Origin of the sequence: Legionella dresdenensis (assembly GCF_042649825.1) — a bacterium.
Classification (GTDB): Bacteria; Pseudomonadota; Gammaproteobacteria; order Legionellales; family Legionellaceae; genus Legionella_C; species Legionella_C dresdenensis.
Genome location: NZ_JBHSAB010000019.1, coordinates 64,059 through 81,882 on the forward strand (window position 1 = coordinate 64,059; position 17,824 = coordinate 81,882).

Sequence of the window (17,824 nt, forward strand, 5' to 3'; positions counted from 1 at the left end):
GTCTGAGTGCGGATGCACCCAGGCCACTTGACAAAGTATAGTGTTTTACGGCTTTGGCGGCAAATTCTCTTTACGATAATCTTCGTAACCCTGGACCTGAATAGTTCTGCCATCTTTGTTAATAATACAAGAGGAAATGGCTTCTTTACTATCTTTCAACACTTTATCCAAATGGTCGTTATGGATCTTAGGCCGTAAAATATCAACCATTGCCTTATACTCAGTCCAGGATTGAGCTTCAATAAGCCCCAGGCCAAAAAAGCGATCCCGTGTTCTCCGGCGACGGTGGTGTGATATCGTTGCTGTGCGATTAATAAAATTAGCCGCCAGCCTTGGCTCTTCAACGGATGCTTTTAATGTTTTTAATGCGCCATGCAAATCAACCAGCAGTTGCCGGTATAAATTCATTTTGTCCGCTTTTCCGTCTTTAATCTTGCTGGTTTGGAGATGATTAACCTGTTGCTGTACATGGCAAAATAACGCAGCTAAAACCTGCTGCGTAGAATTGTCAGCCAGGTCTTTATACACTTGAATATCGAATTGTTCTGGTTGTTGGCTGTTAAATGTTTTATCCATCTCTCTTTGTTTAATGAATGATCTTATTTCTTTTCTATCCCTCATATCTGGCACGTGATGTAGGTTTTGAAGTTTAGAATAAAGAGGTTCTCTGGAAGATCCTGCAGTGTAATCTGCTCCAGCCTCTATCAATTTTATTGCTTTCCGGGCATTATTTGCTTCACCCAGCCATTGCGTCAAAATTTCTGTTTTTTGGCCATTTTGACTTTTAGTTTCCGCCAAATCAGACAGTTGCTGACGAAGCGCCGCGTCCGCCTCCTGGCTCGAAGTTGTTCTTTTGCTATCAACCTCAAATAACAGATCACGAAGTTTTTCAACAGTATCATACGGTGTAGAAGTCAGAAGCGAGTCTAGCGCTTTTCGACCTTCATTATCTGTTTGTTTAAGATCTGCACCGATTTCCAATAAATATTGAATAACAGGCAGGTTTTTAGCAGAAAATAGCGGTCCCTGGTTTTTGTTGTTTCTAGCGTCTAAAATGGTACTGTTGTTTGCTTTGGCCCGTCTTTGAAGCCTTTCTAAAAATTTCATGTCGTTTCTGGCAACTGCGAGCAGCACCTCTCCTTTCTGATCTTGAGGAGCGAGCGTAGGGTTCGTATCGTATATGGCTTTTATGGTTTTATATCTGGTATCGTTATAACGAGGATTTTGATTTTGCAGCAATAATTTTATTAGTTCACTTGCTGTAATCAGTTTACTATCGATAGCAATCTGATAACGCGGTTTGTCCTGAGGTTGCAAAAGATCAACGCCGCGCGTTATCAGAAACTCAAGCGCTGTTCTATCCAGTTTTTTTGCCGCCCAGAGCGCATCAAAGGCAGTTTCAGGTGTGCATTTAGGTTTTGTTGCAGTAATATATTGGTATACTTTTAAATTTTTACCGTCAGGCCCTTTAACATCGGCAGTTAAATCAGCACCCCGCTCAATAAATTTTCGAACCAATTCGGTATCGCCGGTTAAACAAATCGGCGTCATTTCGCTGTTTTTCGTTTTGGCGTTAAGGATTGATGAATTCGCTGGAATTTTGTCAAACAGCTTTTTATTATCGTGGTATGCGGCCACATGGGCAACTGTCCATCCTGTTGTACCAACTGTGGCTATATCCACATTATCCTTGTTTAGCAGATCCAGAATGACATCGGGATTAGCTTTTGACTTTTTATCTAATTCAGCTTGCAGGCGTTCTTGCGGTTGAAGTAGTTTCTTAGAATTCAAATCTTTGGCAGGTAATCTGTTTCCATCACTAGCAAGTTCTACAGGTCTGCTCTCTGCTGCAGGAGGCGCATTTACCGCAGCAGGCTTAACACCCGCCTGGGCGGCAGGAGCGGGCACCAGTTTTTCCAACGCTGCCTTTACTTCCGGATTTTCAGCAGGAGTACCCTTAATCATCTCAAGCAGTTCAGCTGCAGTAACGATTTTTCTTTCAAGAATGCTCTGATAAACTTTTTTCGGGGTTCCTTTTTTATCCAGTTCATTGGTGTCCTGCCATAAATCGGACCCTGCTTCAAGTAACTTCTTTATGACAGTTTTGGTGGTAGCAGAGCCAATGGGAGTTCTACCGCTGTTATTTGTTTTTTTATTGATATCAATTTTATTTGAAATTAAGATATCCATCAGCTCATCGTCGCCAGATTTTGCTGCATAATGGGCGAGATTCCATCCGGTTTCAGTGTGTATATCAACAGAAATAAGTTTTCCCGTTATCAATTTTTCAATTAGTTTATTATGTTTTGAATTTTTTTTATCCAACGCTCCCATTTCTATTAATTTAATAACTTTATCAGCGCTTCTAGCACGAGAAAATGCAAGAGCGCTGCTCTTTGTTGTCTTAAGCGTCCAATCAATCTTGTCGAGATTACGGACTCTTTGGACACGTCTGAAATCTTCAAGGGAACCGTATGCCGCTAACGCATGTGCTACTGTCCAGCCACTTTCTGCACCTTGAGTATTTATCGATGCCCCTTGATTGAGGCATTGCATTATGTTAGCGAAGTTAACCGGACGTTTGTCCAGCTCGGCAGCCAGAACAAACTGAGCTAATAAAGACAGTTCCTCGTCTTTATTATCATCTTTATTGAAGACTTTACGCTCATTTAATAAACTAAAAACACGGCTAAATTCTTCAATACTGGCAACGTGAACCACCACGTAATCTTTTGATTTGGCTATATTCTCTTGATCGGCAGCCCCCTGCAGGAATTTTTTTATATTATCCCGCTCCTCAGGAGAGGCCGTGGCAGAAAAACTAAACCTGAATTCAAAGAAAGGCATAGTTTCATCGACTGTTATCTGGATAGAACCAAGCCCCCGAAAAACCTCATTATTGAGTTGCGGATTAAATTCTTTTACCATGATATGACTCTGATTAAGTTGAATTCTTTTTATTATAGTTGAAATAAATTAAGAAAATATTATGCAGCTTGCGCTGGATTTCTTCGCCATTGCTGGAAATTTTATTTTGATACTGCCAAAATATAGCAGCATTGAGCTTACCGGAAATACTTTTGTCACGTACGCAACGCCTTTTGGATCTAATTCAATTATTACGCCAGCACCGTTATCCTGTTAGTGGTAAATCACTAGCGGAAAAATTACACGTCAGCCTGCGCACGGTTTACCGTGATATTGCTACGCTGCAATCGCAAGGTGCCGATATTGAAGGTGAACCAGGTCTTGGATATGTATTGCGGCCAGGATTTATGCTGCCGCCTTTAATGTTTTCTGAAGAAGAAATTGAAGCGTTGGTGCTCGGCTCACGCTGGGTGGCAAAAAGAACAGATAATAAGCTCAGGCTCGCAGCAGCCAGCGCATTAGCCAAGATATCGGCAGTACTTCCCGCGGATCTCAAACATCAGCTTGAATCCTCCGGTTTACTGGTAGGCCCAACAAAAATTGCGCAGAGGACTATAGAACATGAGGCGCTCATCCGTCATGCCATTCGCAAGGAATACAAGATCTTGGTTAACTATATCGATGCCAAGGAAGAACAATCACAACGCCTCCTCTGGCCGTTAGCGCTTGGTTTTTTTGAGGATACCCGGATGATTGCGGCCTGGTGTGAATTAAGGCAGGATTTCAGGCATTTTCGTACGGACCGGATTATTAACCTTACACTGACAGAAACACGATTTGATAAGCGGCGTCAGGCGCTTTTAAAGCAATGGCGTGAATTACATAACATCCCTGAACAGTGACTACTGACAAAAACTGTCACACCTGCTCCTTAGGATAGTGTTGCCTAATATTTACTAACCAGGGAGATTCAATGATGTTTGAACCATGTGCAGTGATTGTTTATGTAAGCAATATTTCTATCAGCAGCCAATTTTATCAGGATTTACTGGGCATCAGTCCAGAAGTTCTTTCCCCCGCTTTCATCACATTCAAATTATCAAATGGAATGTTAATCGGCTTAAAGGATAAAAATACACTACAACCTGAGATTAATGGCTTTGGCGGCTATGAACTGGCATTTACTGTAACCACTGACAGCGAAGTTGATTCGTTGTTTTCAGATTGGAAGCGTAAAAACATATGTTTTGCGCAGGAGCCTGTAGTTTTACCTTATGGCTATACCTTTGTGGCGCTTGATCCGGATAATAACCGGCTGCGTGTAGTAGCCCAGGGAAATCAGGAGCATTAAGATGTCAGCGATAGAACCCATAGTGTGTCATATTAGCCAGTTTACAGTTGCAGGTTTTAGCGTCAGAACGAAAAACAGCGATGAATTTAATCCTGAAACCGCAAAAATTCCGTCACTGTGGCAAAAATTCAACACCAGCATCATAGCTAATGCCCCATGTGTCTATGGGGTATATTCTGATTATGAATCAGATGTAAACGGTTTTTATACGTTGACTGTCGGTGTATCGGAAAGCAGTGAGCAAGCTGGTTTTAGCCGGATTACCATAGCTCACGGTAATTACCTGGTTTTTAAAGGCACAGGCGCAATGCCAGAAGCCGTAGTTACTGCCTGGAAGCAAATCTGGGAATTTTTTGCATCCAATCTGCACTACCAACGTAGTTTTATCAGTGATTTTGAAGCCTATACCAGTGCAGGCCAGGTTGAAATCTATATTGGTATTGTATCGTAATTAAATCTTGTTGGGTCGGACTGACCCAACCGCCATAAAAAAATCTTTTTCTAGAAACAATCACTTATAATTCCACGCAACAATTGATTTAATATTGACAATTGTGTTCATATAATGCAAAATTAAAGTATTTAATAGTTCAATAACAGGCTATGTTGATTCTTATAGGCTCAAACACTAGAATTCAATATACCCGTTGTTAATTAGCTGACTATCCATACAAGTTCGGCTGATGATCTCCAAGGAGCACAACATGGTTTGGAAAACAAATGAAGCCCAAGCTGCTAGTAATAAGAAAATCGCCATTATTGGCGGCGGCTGGTATGGTTGCCATCTTGCCTTATCCCTGGCTAAACAAGGCTACGAAGTGACCATTTTTGAGAAAAATTCTGATATTTTCTCAGAATTATCGGGGAATTTCGGCGTAAGATTGCATGTTGGGCCTCACTATCCAAGATCAGAGGAGACACGAAAAAGCTGTTTGCATGGGCAGAAAGAGTTTGAGAAAACTTATCCCGATTTGGTTGTTCCCCACGAGTCTTCCATCTATGGATTAGGCACGCTGGATTACGATAAAAAACCTCCCAAAGTAGGGGTTGAAGAATTTAAAAAAGTTTGCAAAGAAGCGCCAGAATGCAAACCCGTTCATCTTGACCCCAAGAAGTATCATAATATCCAGAAAGACTCAACCCATAGTGTTCATGAGCCCAGTATTCAAGTGGGAGCAGGCTTACGGGAAAATATGAAAAAGCGCCTGGAAGAGGCAGGCGTTAAAATTGTTTATAATTACCAGGCCAAAGAAATTAAACGGCAAGGCGATAAAACGATTGTTAATAATGGCGAAACAAGTCAGTCATTCGATAATGTAATTAACGCGACCAGCTATCAGTCACTCTTACCAAAAGATTTACCTTTTGATATGAATATCCGATATCAGGTATGTACCGTTTTATTATATGAAGATACTCAAAAAGCAGAAAAACCTTTTTCTTTCACTCTTATGGATGGCTGGTATCCCTGCTTAATGCCCTATGTGGATGACACAAGTAATGAAAACGGGCAAAAAAATTATAAATATATTCTTTATCATGCAAAACATACCATCCGAGGCTCATTCGACACGCCTGAACAAGCACGCAAGCACATGGCTGACACCATAACCGACCAATATGTTGAGAGAGAACTTAAAGGGCCTATGGAACAACATATGGCCAGCTTCTGGAGTGAGTTTACGACCGATAAATACGTTACCAACGAAACGACCAATCAGCCTGAACTTCAGAAAGGGCGTTTTAAATATGTTGGCCATAAAACCAATGTTCTGGCCAAGATCGTTACAGACAGAGAATTCCGCAGCGCGGTTACTTTTGAAAAAGATGGGGTTATTTACGTATTTCCCGGTAAAATAAACAGCGTATTTAACTCTCAGGAAGAGGTTGAATCTATCCTGAAAAATGAAAACCTCCTGAATAAAAAAGGTTATCGCTATGTCAAGGGCGGTGTATTAGACTCTGCCATGCCGGAAATTACAGAAAAACCAATTGATACCTCACGTAACACCTGCTTTCTCCAGACTTATAAAGAAGCTCAAAAAAGTACATCAGCTAATGCTCCTTTATTCTTTTCAAACTCTGCTCCTGAATCGACATTTGAGGGTATAGCTAGAAAATATTGCACACAACTTGATGATTATATTGGTAAGCGAGCCGGCACTTTTTGGCTGCGAGATTTATTGAGCTTACAGCTGGCCTGCGTATTAGGTTGTCTGGGTTATAAAACGGAGCAGGCTAAACGCAGTGAATTTATTAAAGAACTTCAGAAGGCTGTGAACAAACCAGAAATGAGTACTGCGGATATCCAATACAAAATTCAAGAAGGCATAAAGCGGTTTTCACCCCGTGCACAGATGGGACAAAAAGGCTATGATGAAACGCTTCATTGCATACTGACTAACTTTAACGCTGAAGTTGGAAAGTTCAAACCGCCAACTAACAGTGCAAGCGCAAGCCATCAATAAGACCGTAGGTTGGGTCGTTTGACCCAAAATTATCCTATTTGAATCATAATCTGCCTTTGAGCTCCCGGGTAAATTCCTGTTGGGTCAAACGACCCAACCTACACAGAGGCGGTTACTGTGTTGTCGCTGCGTACAAGTCCCTTTGCCGTAAGTAACAGTTCCAATTCAAAAGCGCTGTCTGGCGCAGCCCAGAAGTGGAGCGGGTTTCGGCGCATCTGGCAAATAGTGGCAAGCTCCGCAATAATAGCATCTGTTTCCTTGGCCGCAATGTTATTTTTTAAACTGCTCAGCTTTTCCACTTTGTCCGAACCTTTACCGCTGGTCCAGCGTGAACCTTTTCCATATTCTATAGAGCAAATCAACGTATCAATAATCTCGCTGAGCGCTTCCTTTTCCGGATCAACAGCTGATTCGATCTCGCTTGCCTCAAGTATCAACTGCTCAAACGCAGGGAATTTTTCCTGATGTAGTGTCAAGGCATCAATCAGGCATTGTTGATGCTGGGGAGGCAACTCATCGCCAATCGCATTAATCAACTCGTGGAAAAAATTATCATCAGCATCAATGGTAATAAATTTAAGCAGTGTTTCATAAAAACTCGGAGCTGCGTTTCTCAGTAACTCAATTAGGCCTGGAACATCATTAATTACAACATGCGCCAGGCATTTTTCAAAGCGGCTGTCATCAAATTTGTTATAAACATCGTGAGTGCCACGGGTTGACAATTTTATCCCGCTATAAAGCTGCCTGATGCCCTCATGATCAACCATTTCCGGTATCGAACATAGAAATTCCTGGTTGGCCGGATTCCTGGCTACCGCTTCCATAATTTGCTGCGCTTCTTCAGCATTCCCCTCCTCGAGTAGTAATAGCGCGTCATAAAAGGTACGCGCGGATTCATCCTCCTCGCTTAAAGCAAACATTTCTTCTCTGACTTCTTCCGGTAAATCATCGAGATAAAAATGGAAATTCTTCAGATCCCCTGCATTCTCTAAAAACCACTGCAAAAGCGCCTTCAGCTCCAAACCCCGATTGGCTGCTTGCAAATGCCCGTATAGTATTTCCAGAAATTCATTATGACAATAGAACTTAGCGCTCAGTTGTTCACCATAACCGGCTAAATTTGGCCGTAATAACTGATGCTGCGTAAAATTGAATTCAGCAACGGTACGAGCATCAAAAAGCAGTGTGCCATCGGGAATAAAATGATGCAAACTCTCAAGCTCAGGTTCTTCAGCCAAGGCACCCTGCTCTACGGCATCAGCAAGCATTATTTCCTGCGAATCCAGCGTATCCTCACCGTCTTGTTCTGCCAATTTTACGTCCAGAATTTTAGTTTCAGCCGGCAACATCAGGACTAACAATTGCCCCAGCGTTTCACCAAGCCCGGCTGATCTGGCCAGATTCCAGTACAGCTGATTGGCTGGACTCTCCGGATAATCAATAAAACTCAAATGAGAATTAGCTATTTGTCCTGCACGTTGCTGGCATTGTTGTTTAAATTGCGCCAGGAACTCTTCAATATCAGGCGTCTGCTCAACCAGGTCTTTTAAGAGCGCCAGCTCTTCATTGTACTCATCGGCAGTGATTTGCCAGACCAGTTCAGTATGATTAAGCGGTATCGCTTCACTCCGTTCCAGGGGAGCTCGTTCAGCTAAAAATTTTTTAATGTTATCAAGGGTAATGGACATAATAATTGGAATAAATGATGATAGTGTATACCGATTATACCCAAGAAAACCGAAAATGCGAGCTTGCAGGCTGGTCGCTTCAAGCCTAAAAATCTGACCATTTAATCGCCTCCTATTTGATAAAAAAATTACCATCTTATGATTAAAAATGTTACAATAAGATATTTTTAATACTGGGAGTGCAAATTGTGCCTTATTATATAGCTACTGTATCGGCGAAATGGTTGAAAGAAAATACTGTCATTTATTCTTTTGATGCTGATTCAACCAATAAAAAAGCATTTTCTGAGCAAGAAATGACGAAGGCGAATTTATTACACAATGATGATGAAGAAATAAATGCAGGTCCTCTGCTTAAACAAGTACAAGCCTTTTCTACTGAATCCAAGTATTGTGCTGCCGAACCCTTTCCTATTGCTTATCAAACTTTTGAAAAAGAAAATCTTTTTTATTTACAATTAAGATTTGATCATCCTTTTTCAATGCGTTTAAGCGCTTATGGAGATAACAAACAATATTTTAAGACGCCGCTTCAATTAAAACGTGGCGATAATAACCATTTAGAACAAGTCGATATAGAAGGTCAAGAAGCAGTAACATTAAAATTACTTACAATTCAGAGCTTAAGCGGCAATGGTGTATTTACTTTAGCGCAAGGCGCATTTTTTAATAATCGGATTCAAGTTAATAATTTTAAAAAACAATTTAACAATTTAATTGCTTATTTTAACTCGCAAATATTCAAGGGATACAAAATTCATATTTGTATAAGTGAAGTAGGACAAAAAAAATTCAGCGTTGAAAGAGAAGAGCTTCAATGTAAGTATGAAAATTATCGCGCCGTATACGAACGAATAATGGCGAAGCAACAAGAAATTGAAAGTCTCCCCCCTGCTATGCAAGTAACGAAGCTACAGAAGCTGTTAAACTCACTTCGAATTCCAGAACTAAACCGGGTTGAGTTACAGCCAAATCAGTCACTGGACGAAATACGCCATACAATAGAAAATTACAGCAAAATTTTTTTGGATTTACTTGTTAAGTATGAGGATATTTCACTCGACACACAAACTTATGAGTTTGCAAGTCCATCTCAAAAACATTCCCTTGCCGTAGATAATTCTCGCTGGCACATCATAGTATTTCCACCAGGTATTGGCATGTCATTGATTGAAAATACTTTTGAACAAACATTAAGCTATAGCCGAAAACTCATTGAACAAGCTGAGCAAGAAGAGATTATTCCTCCTGTATTACCCATGCCTGAGCCAATTTATGGGATTTTTTCGCGCGAAATCCAAATGGCGGCTGAGTTTAAAAACCAGATACAAATACAGGTTGAAAAGAAGGAGGACGAATATCTTATTCATTTCTCCGGCAATGTTCTTGTTAGTGCGATTGAGGAATATCTCCCAAAAACAAACAAAGCTATTCAGAACTACAACCCCAATGAATTGCTCCCTCCTCCAGCTGAACAAGAAGGTTATCTTTCTAAAATCGTTGGTTTTTTTAAGAAACAAAATGAACTGCCTCCTCCTCCTGCTGAACAAGAAAGTTATCTTTCTAAAATCGGTGTTTTTTTTAAGAAACAAAATGAACTGCCCCCTCCTCCTGCTGAACAAGAAAGTTACCCTTCTAAAATCGGTGGTCTTTTTAAGAAACAAAATGAAGGATCACCTTCTGAAAGAACGCCTTTGTTAGGTAATGGTAGATAATTTTTAAGCCTCATCCGCAAGAAGGCGGCTTTGTTGACTAAATCATTTGGGAAAGTCTGAATGAATGCAAAATAATCAAATCGCTCATTTTCCGTCCCCGCGAAGGCGGGGATCCATCCATCAAACAAGGTAAGGAGCCAACTTGAGAAATGGATTCCCGCCTTCGCGGGAATAACAGTAGGCAGTAGAGCTTGGCCTGACGGATATAGGCTTTACAGCCACGTTATTTGAATATAGGCCTGATTCAAGGTTTGATATTATTTTAGAGAAGGTTTGGGATCAGTCTTTAATATATTATCAAACATTTTTTCGCTGGCTGTTTTCTGTCCCCAGAAATGAAATCCGCGGTGGGTTGAGATTAATGCTTTATTACTCGATAAAAAACTGCTCATAATCTCTTTAATCACTATCAAATCGGCTTTTTGATCCCGGGTGATTTGATTATACAGTTCTTTATATTTATTAAATTTTTCATAGGTTATGGGGTTTTCCTGCGCAATAAGAATCATACGGTTCATTCTCTTATAGAGCTGTTCTACAATTTTCATAGAGCTCTTATCCATATCGGGAAATGATTTCGGAGGAAGCGGCAGCGCTAGAAAAGGATGCGGATTATTTAAGATCATCCCCCCGGATATTTTTGCTTTAAGCGGCAATTGCTTCATGAAGTTTTTAGGTACACCAACACCTAAATCATCAGTCTGCAGCGCCTGCTTTGCCAAGACGCAGGCTTCGTCGCGACAAGTATTTATTCTTCCGACTCTGAAATGGCTCGCGGCATCTTCTTCAGAAATAGCTGCCGTTTCTCCTTCTTTCAAACGCATAGTATAATCCCAGACAAACTCTATCGTATCGCCCGTTTGCGGGGTAATGGGATTAGGGATAAAGGCCTGATAATGTATTTTTACCTTCTCCTTCTTTGAGTTTGTCAACTCAGGGTTTGAAGAAGAGCTTTCTAATTGTTTCAAATATTGATAGAACCCTATTAATTGCTCATATGTCATCCCATAAGAAATGTATTCAACATCCATTTCGAAAGGAGTTTCTTTATCGTTTTTATAGAATGTAGGTTCATTACGTATATATGCGTCTGTTTCCGAGAGGAGAAAATCGTTAAAATTATATTTTTCGTGATTAGTCAGCTTCCCCCAACTACCTAATAATTCATAATTACCCTCATCATTTTTAAATCCGACAAAAACAAAGGTATGATTCTGGAGAGGATTACTGTTTGGTTTACAGGCAATAGTAAAGGTAAACTCGGTATCGCGTTTTATTTTTTTAGGAGCATATGGAACTACTGTAGGTATAGTACCTGGCATTTTAACCTCACAAAGATTAAAAATTAATTTAATTAACAACAATTATACCACATAGATTAATTTTTATACAAATAAATTTAAAGCAACTTATATTGCTCTATTACATTTTTTCATCACATACCTCATATAAAAACCAAATAGAGTAAAAAATTATTTTAATATGGCTTCAGTTCGTGGTAATGTGGTAAAAACAACAGGATATCCGCATGAATGAAATCATATTAGCAACCAGCAATGCCGGCAAAATTGCTGAGCTGAAAGCTATTCTGTCGCCGCTAACCTGTATCAGTCAAAGCAGTCTGGACATAGAAAGCGCAGAAGAAACCGGTTTAAGCTTTATCGAAAATGCCTTAATCAAGGCACGGCATGCCAGCCGGCTAAGCGGAAAACCCGCGCTTGCTGATGACTCAGGATTAGTTGTTGCAGCTTTAGGCGGCGAACCCGGCATCTACTCAGCACGTTATGCGGGCTCGGGAGCAAGCGATAACGATAACATCAAACATTTGCTGACCCGGCTTGAACCTTTTCCCGGCAATCAGCGCTCAGCTTATTTTTATTGCGCGATTGCCCTGGTCAGGCACGCAGAAGATCCCGTACCTCTAATTGCCTGCGGGCAATTGGATGGCATTATCAGTACCGAACTTGCCGGCGAATATGGCTTTGGCTATGATCCAGTCTTTTATATCCCGGCTCAGGGATGTACAGCTGCTCAATTACCAGCTAAAACCAAGAATGCCATAAGCCATCGTGCTAACGCATTGAAGCAATTGCAACAACAATTGGTGCAGTTATGAAAACCGTTATTAAGGCCTTTAGCGAACTCGATTGTGATACCTTATATGATATTCTCGCCTTACGAAGCGAAGTTTTCGTTTTGGGGCAAGAATGTGTCTACCAGGATCCTGATTATCACGATAAAAACGCCATCCATGTTTTAATCTATGCTGATGAGCAACTGGCTGCCTATGCCCGTATCCTTATTGATGAAAAAAAAGGCCTTAATTTTGGTCGGGTGCTTACCGCACCGCAACATCGAAAAAAAGGATTGGGCAGGCTGATAGTACAGACTGTGCTGGAATATATAGAAACCCATTATCCTCCCCAGCCAATTACCATTTCCGCCCAGCATTATTTACAGAAATTTTATGAAAATTTTGGCTTTATTATTCAGGGTGAATTATATCAATTGGAAGGAATACCGCATATTACAATGGTAAGAAATCAGTATGGCAGAAAATGAATTATTAACCCAAGCCTATGCGCTGCAGCAACAAGGCGATTTTACCCAGGCAATCACGCTTTGTGAGGCAGTTATTGCTCAAAATGAGCACTGCTCTCCCGCCTATCATTTACTTGCTCTAATTCATGCCCAGCTTGGCAACCTGTCTGAGGCCATTAATTATTTTCAACAGGCAATCAGGCTTACGCCTGAGGATCCGGCTTTATATAATAATCTGGCTAATGCATATAAAAACAATAATCAGCCAGAACTGGCAATCGAGCAGTACCTGAAAGCGCTTGCACTTGAACCGACATACGCCCAGGCCCATAATAATCTGGCCGCGCTTTATGCTCGCCAGGGATTATATCAGCAGGCTCTTCATCATTATCGGGAAGCGGTTCATGCTGCGCCTGATTTTACTGCCGCTCATCACAACCTCGGTCTGTTACTGCTTAAAAATAATCAGCTTGAACCCGCAAAAATTCAGTTTAAAAATGTGCTTGAACTGCAGCCAGGTCAGATTGATGCCCTGTTTTACCTTGGTCTGCTTGAACTTGCCGATAATCAGCCTGAACAGGCCGAACAGGCATTCCAGCAAATAATTACGCAAGACAATAACCATGTTGAAGCCTTGATTAACCTTGGCGTCATAGCGCTCAAAAAAGAACAAAATCAGCTGGCTATTGACTATTTCAGTAAAGCGTTGGCTATCAATAATGACAGCATCGAAGCCAGGAATAATCTGGCAGCGACCTTCATACACCATGATCGCTTTGAAAACGCCCTAATGCATTATGATGTCCTGCTACAGAATGATCCCGATAATATTGAATATCTGTATAATAGCGGCGTTGCCCAAATGGCGCTTGGCCACTTGAACGAAGCAATCAGCCTCTTTGAGCATCTGCTAACAGTCGATCCCGGCCACTTTTCCGCTTTAAATAATCTGGCTGCGGTTTATCTGCGCCTGCAAGATCGGGTGAAAGCAAAAAAATTGCTGGAACAGGCCGTGGCGGTTAACCCGGCTGATCAATCAAGCCGCCACATGCTGAATGCAATTAGCCATAACACTGAAGGCGTAGAAACCAGTCCGGAATATGCGGCTAATCTCTTTAACAATTATGCCCTGCATTATGATCAACATATGCGCGATCAACTGCAATACAAACTCCCCAATCATCTTGTAAAAGTTTTAGATGAACTAAACCCTGGACAGAGCGGCTTAACGCTCGATTTAGGTTGTGGTACCGGGTTAACTGGTCAGGTATTACGTGATATTTCAAATCAGCTTATTGGGGTTGATATTGCAAAAAAAATGCTTGATCAGGCTCGCTCCAAACAAATTTACGATGAGCTGATTGAAGCTGATATTTTTGATTTTTTCAATCAGTACCATCAAACTTATGATCTGATTATTGCTGCTGATGTACTGCCTTATATTGGAAACCTTGAGCAATTGTTTGCTGAAATAAAACAGCATTTAAATAATGGAAAATACTTTATTTTCAGTACAGAAATAAGCGATAATTACCCTTGGAAATTACAGGAAAGCGCTCGATTCAGCCACCATCCGGATTATTTAAATAACCTGTGTAAACAGAACAATCTGGCTATTGAATTTGATGAGCAAGTGATTGCGCGGCAACAGGATGGTCATGCTCTCGCAGTCAGGTTACTTGCTGTAAAAAAGATTAAGGATAATTAAGTTATGCATTTTGTAAATCAGGATATAATCAACCGCATTCCTCTGCAACATCGAAAGTTTAGTGGTTTTTACCCGGACATGATTTTATTCCAGCATACAAAGGAACAGTATCTGGCAGTATGGCGGGAATTAAATAGTTTTGGCAAATTTGCATACACCAACGGGTATTCGATTAAAGCAGTAGGGATTATTCGCTTTGCGTATGAATATGTCAGAGGATTATTGGGATTTACCAATCGCTGCCACAATGTATTAACTCAGCTAACCTTGCGTAAGTATGCCTATTTTGGTTACCTGCAAGACTACCCGCGAGTAGAAAGTAATCATTTACCCACGAGCTATCTCGACTTGTTACGTAACCCTCGGGACAATTTTCTCTCAGGGCAATTGCAGCAAAATCTGATCAATTACGCCAGAATGCACTATAAGAAGCTTGGCATTCCTCCTATTAACCTCGATTACAATTTCGGCAGCCGATTAGTTGTTTATAATTGCTGGAAAGAAGCGATTTTACTTGATCCCCAGTCATTAGCTGTTGTGCAAGATATTCGACAACGTTCAGAGCACAGTCTGCCAACCCTTTTTTCAATAAAAGTATTACCGAACAGTTTTTTTGCACGCAGCATGGCAGATTATTATGTTGAAAAAGCAAAAAATATTCCTTTATCAAGCTATTTTTCGCAGCAAGAATTAATTAAACAATATCTTGGCCTTGCGCTTCAGTTCGATCCTGAATGCCCAATACGCTATGAACTCTTCTTTTTAGACTATCACTTGGCACACAAGAAATATTCTGCTGCATTGGAGCTGATTTACCGGGTTTCAAACAATGATATTAGCATCGCCAGACAATACCTGGAAAAATTTCCGGCGAATGAGCTTTTGCAAGCTGCCCGTAATACCCCATGTGCCAGTCTGCTGATGGCTCAATATTATCTGGAGTCCAATCCCTCTTTAGCTTATGAACTTGATAAGCGTATTGCGGATAGCAGCCCTGTGTCTGTATTTAACATGCTTTGCACCAAAAACAATGCTCAGTCTTATAATGAAGCCTATGAGATTTATCACAGACACCGGCAAGCGCATCAATTTGATAATCAACGGCTGGAAACGCTGGCCAGCCGGTTTAGGGCGCTGGGCCAAAACAGCTATGATGACGCCGCCAGACATTACAGACAAAAGCATTGGTCTTCAGCCATAGTAAGTTGCGAAACAAGCTATCAGGCCCGTCTCAAAGCGCATGATCTGCATCACACCTTGCAGCATGTTACCGACTGTGATGCCGCTCGCTGCCTGTATGCCAAAATTTTAGTAAAACAGGATACGGAAAATAACCGTGCCCCATCAAATTATGCTATCGGCAACATTAATCGGGCACTTGGATTTCTTAATGATTGCGTGAACCATGGCGATTTGAGACGCATGCGCCTTCTGGCAGACACTCTCCTGCGCAAAGCCCGTTATATGCTGTCAAAAGATCTATCTGACGATCTCAAAAATGTTATCAACACAATACAACAATCTCTTGGTAATCAACAAGATGAAAACATCCAGAAATCCGTTAGAACTGCACTACGCTTGTCGCCAGCTGCCGAGATGGCAGATGACAAGCCTCTCAGCATGGGTTATGCCTAAAACGGGATATCCAGTGTATTGTCGACTTTCAACAATTGGTTTTTAAACCGGTTTTGAATGTCGGCAAGATTCTCCTGATCGCTCGCCTCAAAGCGGGCTACCAGGCATGGTGTCGTATTTGAGGCCCGAACCAGCCCCCACCCTTGTTCAAATTCAACCCGTAAACCATCAATGCGGATGATGCTCGCCTCGTCAAATTGCGCCAGTTCGCTAAAAAGCTGCATAAAATGAAATTTCCGGGTTTCGTCAATAGTGATTTTGATTTCGGGCGTATTAACGCTGTCAGGAATCGCATCAAACTGTTGCTCAACAGTTTGATGGCTTTTGCTGATTAATTCCAGCAAACGGCAAGCACTGTACATGGCATCATCAAAACCATACCAGCCGTCTTTAAAGAACAGATGGCCGCTCATTTCGCCTGCTAGTACGGCATTTAAATCTTTCATGACTGCTTTGACAATGGAGTGGCCTGTCGGACACATGGAGGCCTGACCACCCGCATTTTTAATCACAGCAGCCAGATGTGAAGAACATTTTACATCATAAACAATTGTGGCTCCGGGATTACGTTTAAGTATATCCAGGGCGTAAAACATCATTAACCGGTCAGGCCAGATCACTTTACCGGTGTTGGTTACAACTCCCAGACGATCCGCATCGCCGTCAAACCCCAGGCCAATATCAGCCTGATGTTCTGCAACCGCCGCTTTCAGATCAATCAGATTTGACTCAACGGTCGGATCAGGATGGTGATTGGGGAAACGGCCATCGACTTCGCAAAATAACGGAATAACCTGACAACCCAGGCGACGAAATATTTCAGGCGCAACCGGTCCTGCGATACCGTTTCCGCAGTCGATAACCACTTTCAGCGGCCGTTCAAGTTTGATATCACGCACTAGCCGGTTCATATAATCATTCAGGATATCAAGCCGGTTCATTTGTCCTTGGCCTTGCTGGAAGGTTCCAGCCTGAATAATGTGATATAGCTTATCAATATCGCTTTGAACCAGCGTCTTGCCCGCCAGAATCATTTTAATGCCGTTATAATTACCAGGATTATGGCTGCCGGTCACCATCAGACCGCTGTCTATGCCATGTTCAAACGTAGCGTAATACATAACCGGCGTGGCCGCTTCGCCAATATCGGTTACGTCAATTCCACTATCAAGAAGCCCTTGTCTGAGCGCCGCCGTCAACGACTTGCTTGACAGACGGCCATCACGGGCAAGAAATATCTGCTTCCGGTTTAACTGGCTTAATTGGTAACTGATAGCCTTTCCAATTGTGTAAAAACAGTTTTCATCAATCTGTTCGCCAACAATACCGCGAATATCATATGCGCGGAATATTTCTTTCTTGACCGCTACGATTTGAAAAGACATTATTCTCTCCCTGAACTGCCAAAACCACCTTCGCCGCGTTCAGTCTCACTAAATGAGTCAACAAGCTCAAACGCCGCCTGAACCACCGGAATAAATACCAGTTGCGCAATCCGTTCGCCGGGGTTAATTGTAAAATGCTCAACATTACGGTTCCAGCAGGAAATTTTCAATTCGCCCTGATAATCAGAATCAATCAATCCCACCAGATTACCCAATACAATACCGTGCTTATGTCCAAGGCCGGAACGCGGCAATATCACTGCCGCCAGATTAGGATCCGCAATATAAATCGCTAAACCGGTAGGCAGCAATACTGTTTCGCCCGGTGCAATCTGCAACGGCTCATCAATGCAGACCCGCAAGTCAAGCCCTGCTGATCCATCCGTTGCATAAGCCGGCAAAGCAATATCTTTCCCAATACGTGAATTTAAAATTTTAAGTTGAATTTTTTGTTTCATGCCA

The 17,824-nt window shown here is 41.6% G+C and carries 14 protein-coding genes; 9 read left to right on the forward strand and 5 right to left on the reverse strand.

From position 1 onward, the window contains the following. Positions 1–45: 45 nt before the first annotated feature. Complete coding sequence (locus ACFORL_RS08260; RefSeq protein ID WP_382342932.1) at positions 46–2,928, reverse strand: ankyrin repeat domain-containing protein; 2,883 nt, start codon at positions 2,926–2,928, stop codon at positions 46–48. Positions 2,929–3,080: 152 nt separating this feature from the next. On the opposite strand from ACFORL_RS08260, the gene ACFORL_RS08265 reads away from it, so the two are divergent. From ACFORL_RS08265 to ACFORL_RS08280, 4 genes are all read left to right on the forward strand, one after another. Beyond that, a complete protein-coding gene (locus ACFORL_RS08265) occupies positions 3,081–3,770 on the forward strand; it encodes a helix-turn-helix transcriptional regulator (protein ID WP_382342934.1) in 690 nt (229 codons plus the stop codon). Positions 3,771–3,841: 71 nt separating this feature from the next. Beyond that, positions 3,842–4,219 carry a VOC family protein gene (locus ACFORL_RS08270; RefSeq protein WP_382342936.1) on the forward strand — a complete coding sequence of 126 codons (378 nt, stop codon included), beginning with the start codon at positions 3,842–3,844 and terminating at the stop codon, positions 4,217–4,219. 1 nt (position 4,220) lies between these two features. Then, complete coding sequence (locus ACFORL_RS08275) at positions 4,221–4,670, forward strand: GyrI-like domain-containing protein (protein WP_382342938.1); 450 nt, start codon at positions 4,221–4,223, stop codon at positions 4,668–4,670. Positions 4,671–4,923: 253 nt separating this feature from the next. Beyond that, positions 4,924–6,687 (forward strand): FAD-dependent oxidoreductase, encoded by a 1,764-nt coding sequence (locus tag ACFORL_RS08280; RefSeq protein WP_382342940.1) that lies wholly within the window; start codon positions 4,924–4,926, stop codon positions 6,685–6,687. Positions 6,688–6,785: 98 nt separating this feature from the next. On the opposite strand, the gene ACFORL_RS08285 is transcribed toward ACFORL_RS08280, so the two are convergent. Further along, positions 6,786–8,378, reverse strand: a complete 1,593-nt coding sequence (locus ACFORL_RS08285) for a hypothetical protein (RefSeq protein ID WP_382342942.1) — start codon at positions 8,376–8,378, stop codon at positions 6,786–6,788. 188 nt (positions 8,379–8,566) lie between these two features. Between ACFORL_RS08285 and ACFORL_RS08290 the strand changes: the two genes are divergently transcribed. Beyond that, positions 8,567–10,093, forward strand: a complete 1,527-nt coding sequence (locus ACFORL_RS08290; protein ID WP_382342944.1) for a hypothetical protein — start codon at positions 8,567–8,569, stop codon at positions 10,091–10,093. A gap of 257 nt (positions 10,094–10,350) precedes the next feature. Here the strand turns inward: ACFORL_RS08290 and ACFORL_RS08295 are convergent, their stop codons facing one another. Then, positions 10,351–11,415, reverse strand: coding sequence for a hypothetical protein (locus tag ACFORL_RS08295; RefSeq protein ID WP_382342946.1), 1,065 nt, complete (start codon positions 11,413–11,415; stop codon positions 10,351–10,353). Positions 11,416–11,621: 206 nt separating this feature from the next. Here ACFORL_RS08295 and rdgB point away from each other — a divergent pair, with 206 nt between their 5' ends. Genes rdgB through ACFORL_RS08315 form a run of 4 tightly spaced genes read left to right on the forward strand, consistent with a single transcriptional unit; the run spans position 11,622 to position 15,977 of the window. Further along, entirely contained in the window at positions 11,622–12,209 is a 588-nt protein-coding gene (rdgB, locus tag ACFORL_RS08300) for an RdgB/HAM1 family non-canonical purine NTP pyrophosphatase (RefSeq protein WP_382342948.1), read from the forward strand. After that, complete coding sequence (locus ACFORL_RS08305; protein ID WP_382342950.1) at positions 12,206–12,655, forward strand: GNAT family N-acetyltransferase; 450 nt, start codon at positions 12,206–12,208, stop codon at positions 12,653–12,655. Before rdgB ends, ACFORL_RS08305 begins: the two co-directional genes overlap by 4 nt. Continuing rightward, on the forward strand, positions 12,642–14,342 hold the full coding sequence (locus ACFORL_RS08310) for a tetratricopeptide repeat protein (protein WP_382342952.1): 1,701 nt from the start codon (positions 12,642–12,644) through the stop codon (positions 14,340–14,342). Before ACFORL_RS08305 ends, ACFORL_RS08310 begins: the two co-directional genes overlap by 14 nt. A gap of 3 nt (positions 14,343–14,345) precedes the next feature. Continuing rightward, positions 14,346–15,977 (forward strand): hypothetical protein, encoded by a 1,632-nt coding sequence (locus ACFORL_RS08315; protein ID WP_382342954.1) that lies wholly within the window; start codon positions 14,346–14,348, stop codon positions 15,975–15,977. Here the strand turns inward: ACFORL_RS08315 and ACFORL_RS08320 are convergent. Both ACFORL_RS08320 and dut read right to left on the reverse strand, forming a co-directional pair. Beyond that, on the reverse strand, positions 15,974–17,362 hold the full coding sequence (locus tag ACFORL_RS08320) for a phosphomannomutase/phosphoglucomutase (protein WP_382342956.1): 1,389 nt from the start codon (positions 17,360–17,362) through the stop codon (positions 15,974–15,976). The two genes, ACFORL_RS08315 and ACFORL_RS08320, sit on opposite strands and share 4 nt — an antisense overlap. After that, a complete protein-coding gene (dut, locus tag ACFORL_RS08325; protein WP_382342958.1) occupies positions 17,362–17,820 on the reverse strand; it encodes a dUTP diphosphatase in 459 nt (152 codons plus the stop codon). Before dut ends, ACFORL_RS08320 begins: the two co-directional genes overlap by 1 nt. Positions 17,821–17,824: the final 4 nt, after the last annotated feature.

Coding starts and splice junctions, on each gene's coding strand:
- ACFORL_RS08260 (WP_382342932.1), bottom strand. CDS start 2,928: ATGGTAAAAGAATTTAATCCGCAACTCAATAATGAGGTTTTTCGGGGG.
- ACFORL_RS08270 (WP_382342936.1), top strand. CDS start 3,842: ATGATGTTTGAACCATGTGCAGTGATTGTTTATGTAAGCAATATTTCT.
- ACFORL_RS08275 (WP_382342938.1), top strand. CDS start 4,221: ATGTCAGCGATAGAACCCATAGTGTGTCATATTAGCCAGTTTACAGTT.
- ACFORL_RS08280 (WP_382342940.1), top strand. CDS start 4,924: ATGGTTTGGAAAACAAATGAAGCCCAAGCTGCTAGTAATAAGAAAATC.
- ACFORL_RS08285 (WP_382342942.1), bottom strand. CDS start 8,378: ATGTCCATTACCCTTGATAACATTAAAAAATTTTTAGCTGAACGAGCT.
- ACFORL_RS08295 (WP_382342946.1), bottom strand. CDS start 11,415: ATGCCAGGTACTATACCTACAGTAGTTCCATATGCTCCTAAAAAAATA.
- rdgB (WP_382342948.1), top strand. CDS start 11,622: ATGAATGAAATCATATTAGCAACCAGCAATGCCGGCAAAATTGCTGAG.
- ACFORL_RS08305 (WP_382342950.1), top strand. CDS start 12,206: ATGAAAACCGTTATTAAGGCCTTTAGCGAACTCGATTGTGATACCTTA.
- ACFORL_RS08310 (WP_382342952.1), top strand. CDS start 12,642: ATGGCAGAAAATGAATTATTAACCCAAGCCTATGCGCTGCAGCAACAA.
- ACFORL_RS08315 (WP_382342954.1), top strand. CDS start 14,346: ATGCATTTTGTAAATCAGGATATAATCAACCGCATTCCTCTGCAACAT.
- ACFORL_RS08320 (WP_382342956.1), bottom strand. CDS start 17,362: ATGTCTTTTCAAATCGTAGCGGTCAAGAAAGAAATATTCCGCGCATAT.
- dut (WP_382342958.1), bottom strand. CDS start 17,820: ATGAAACAAAAAATTCAACTTAAAATTTTAAATTCACGTATTGGGAAA.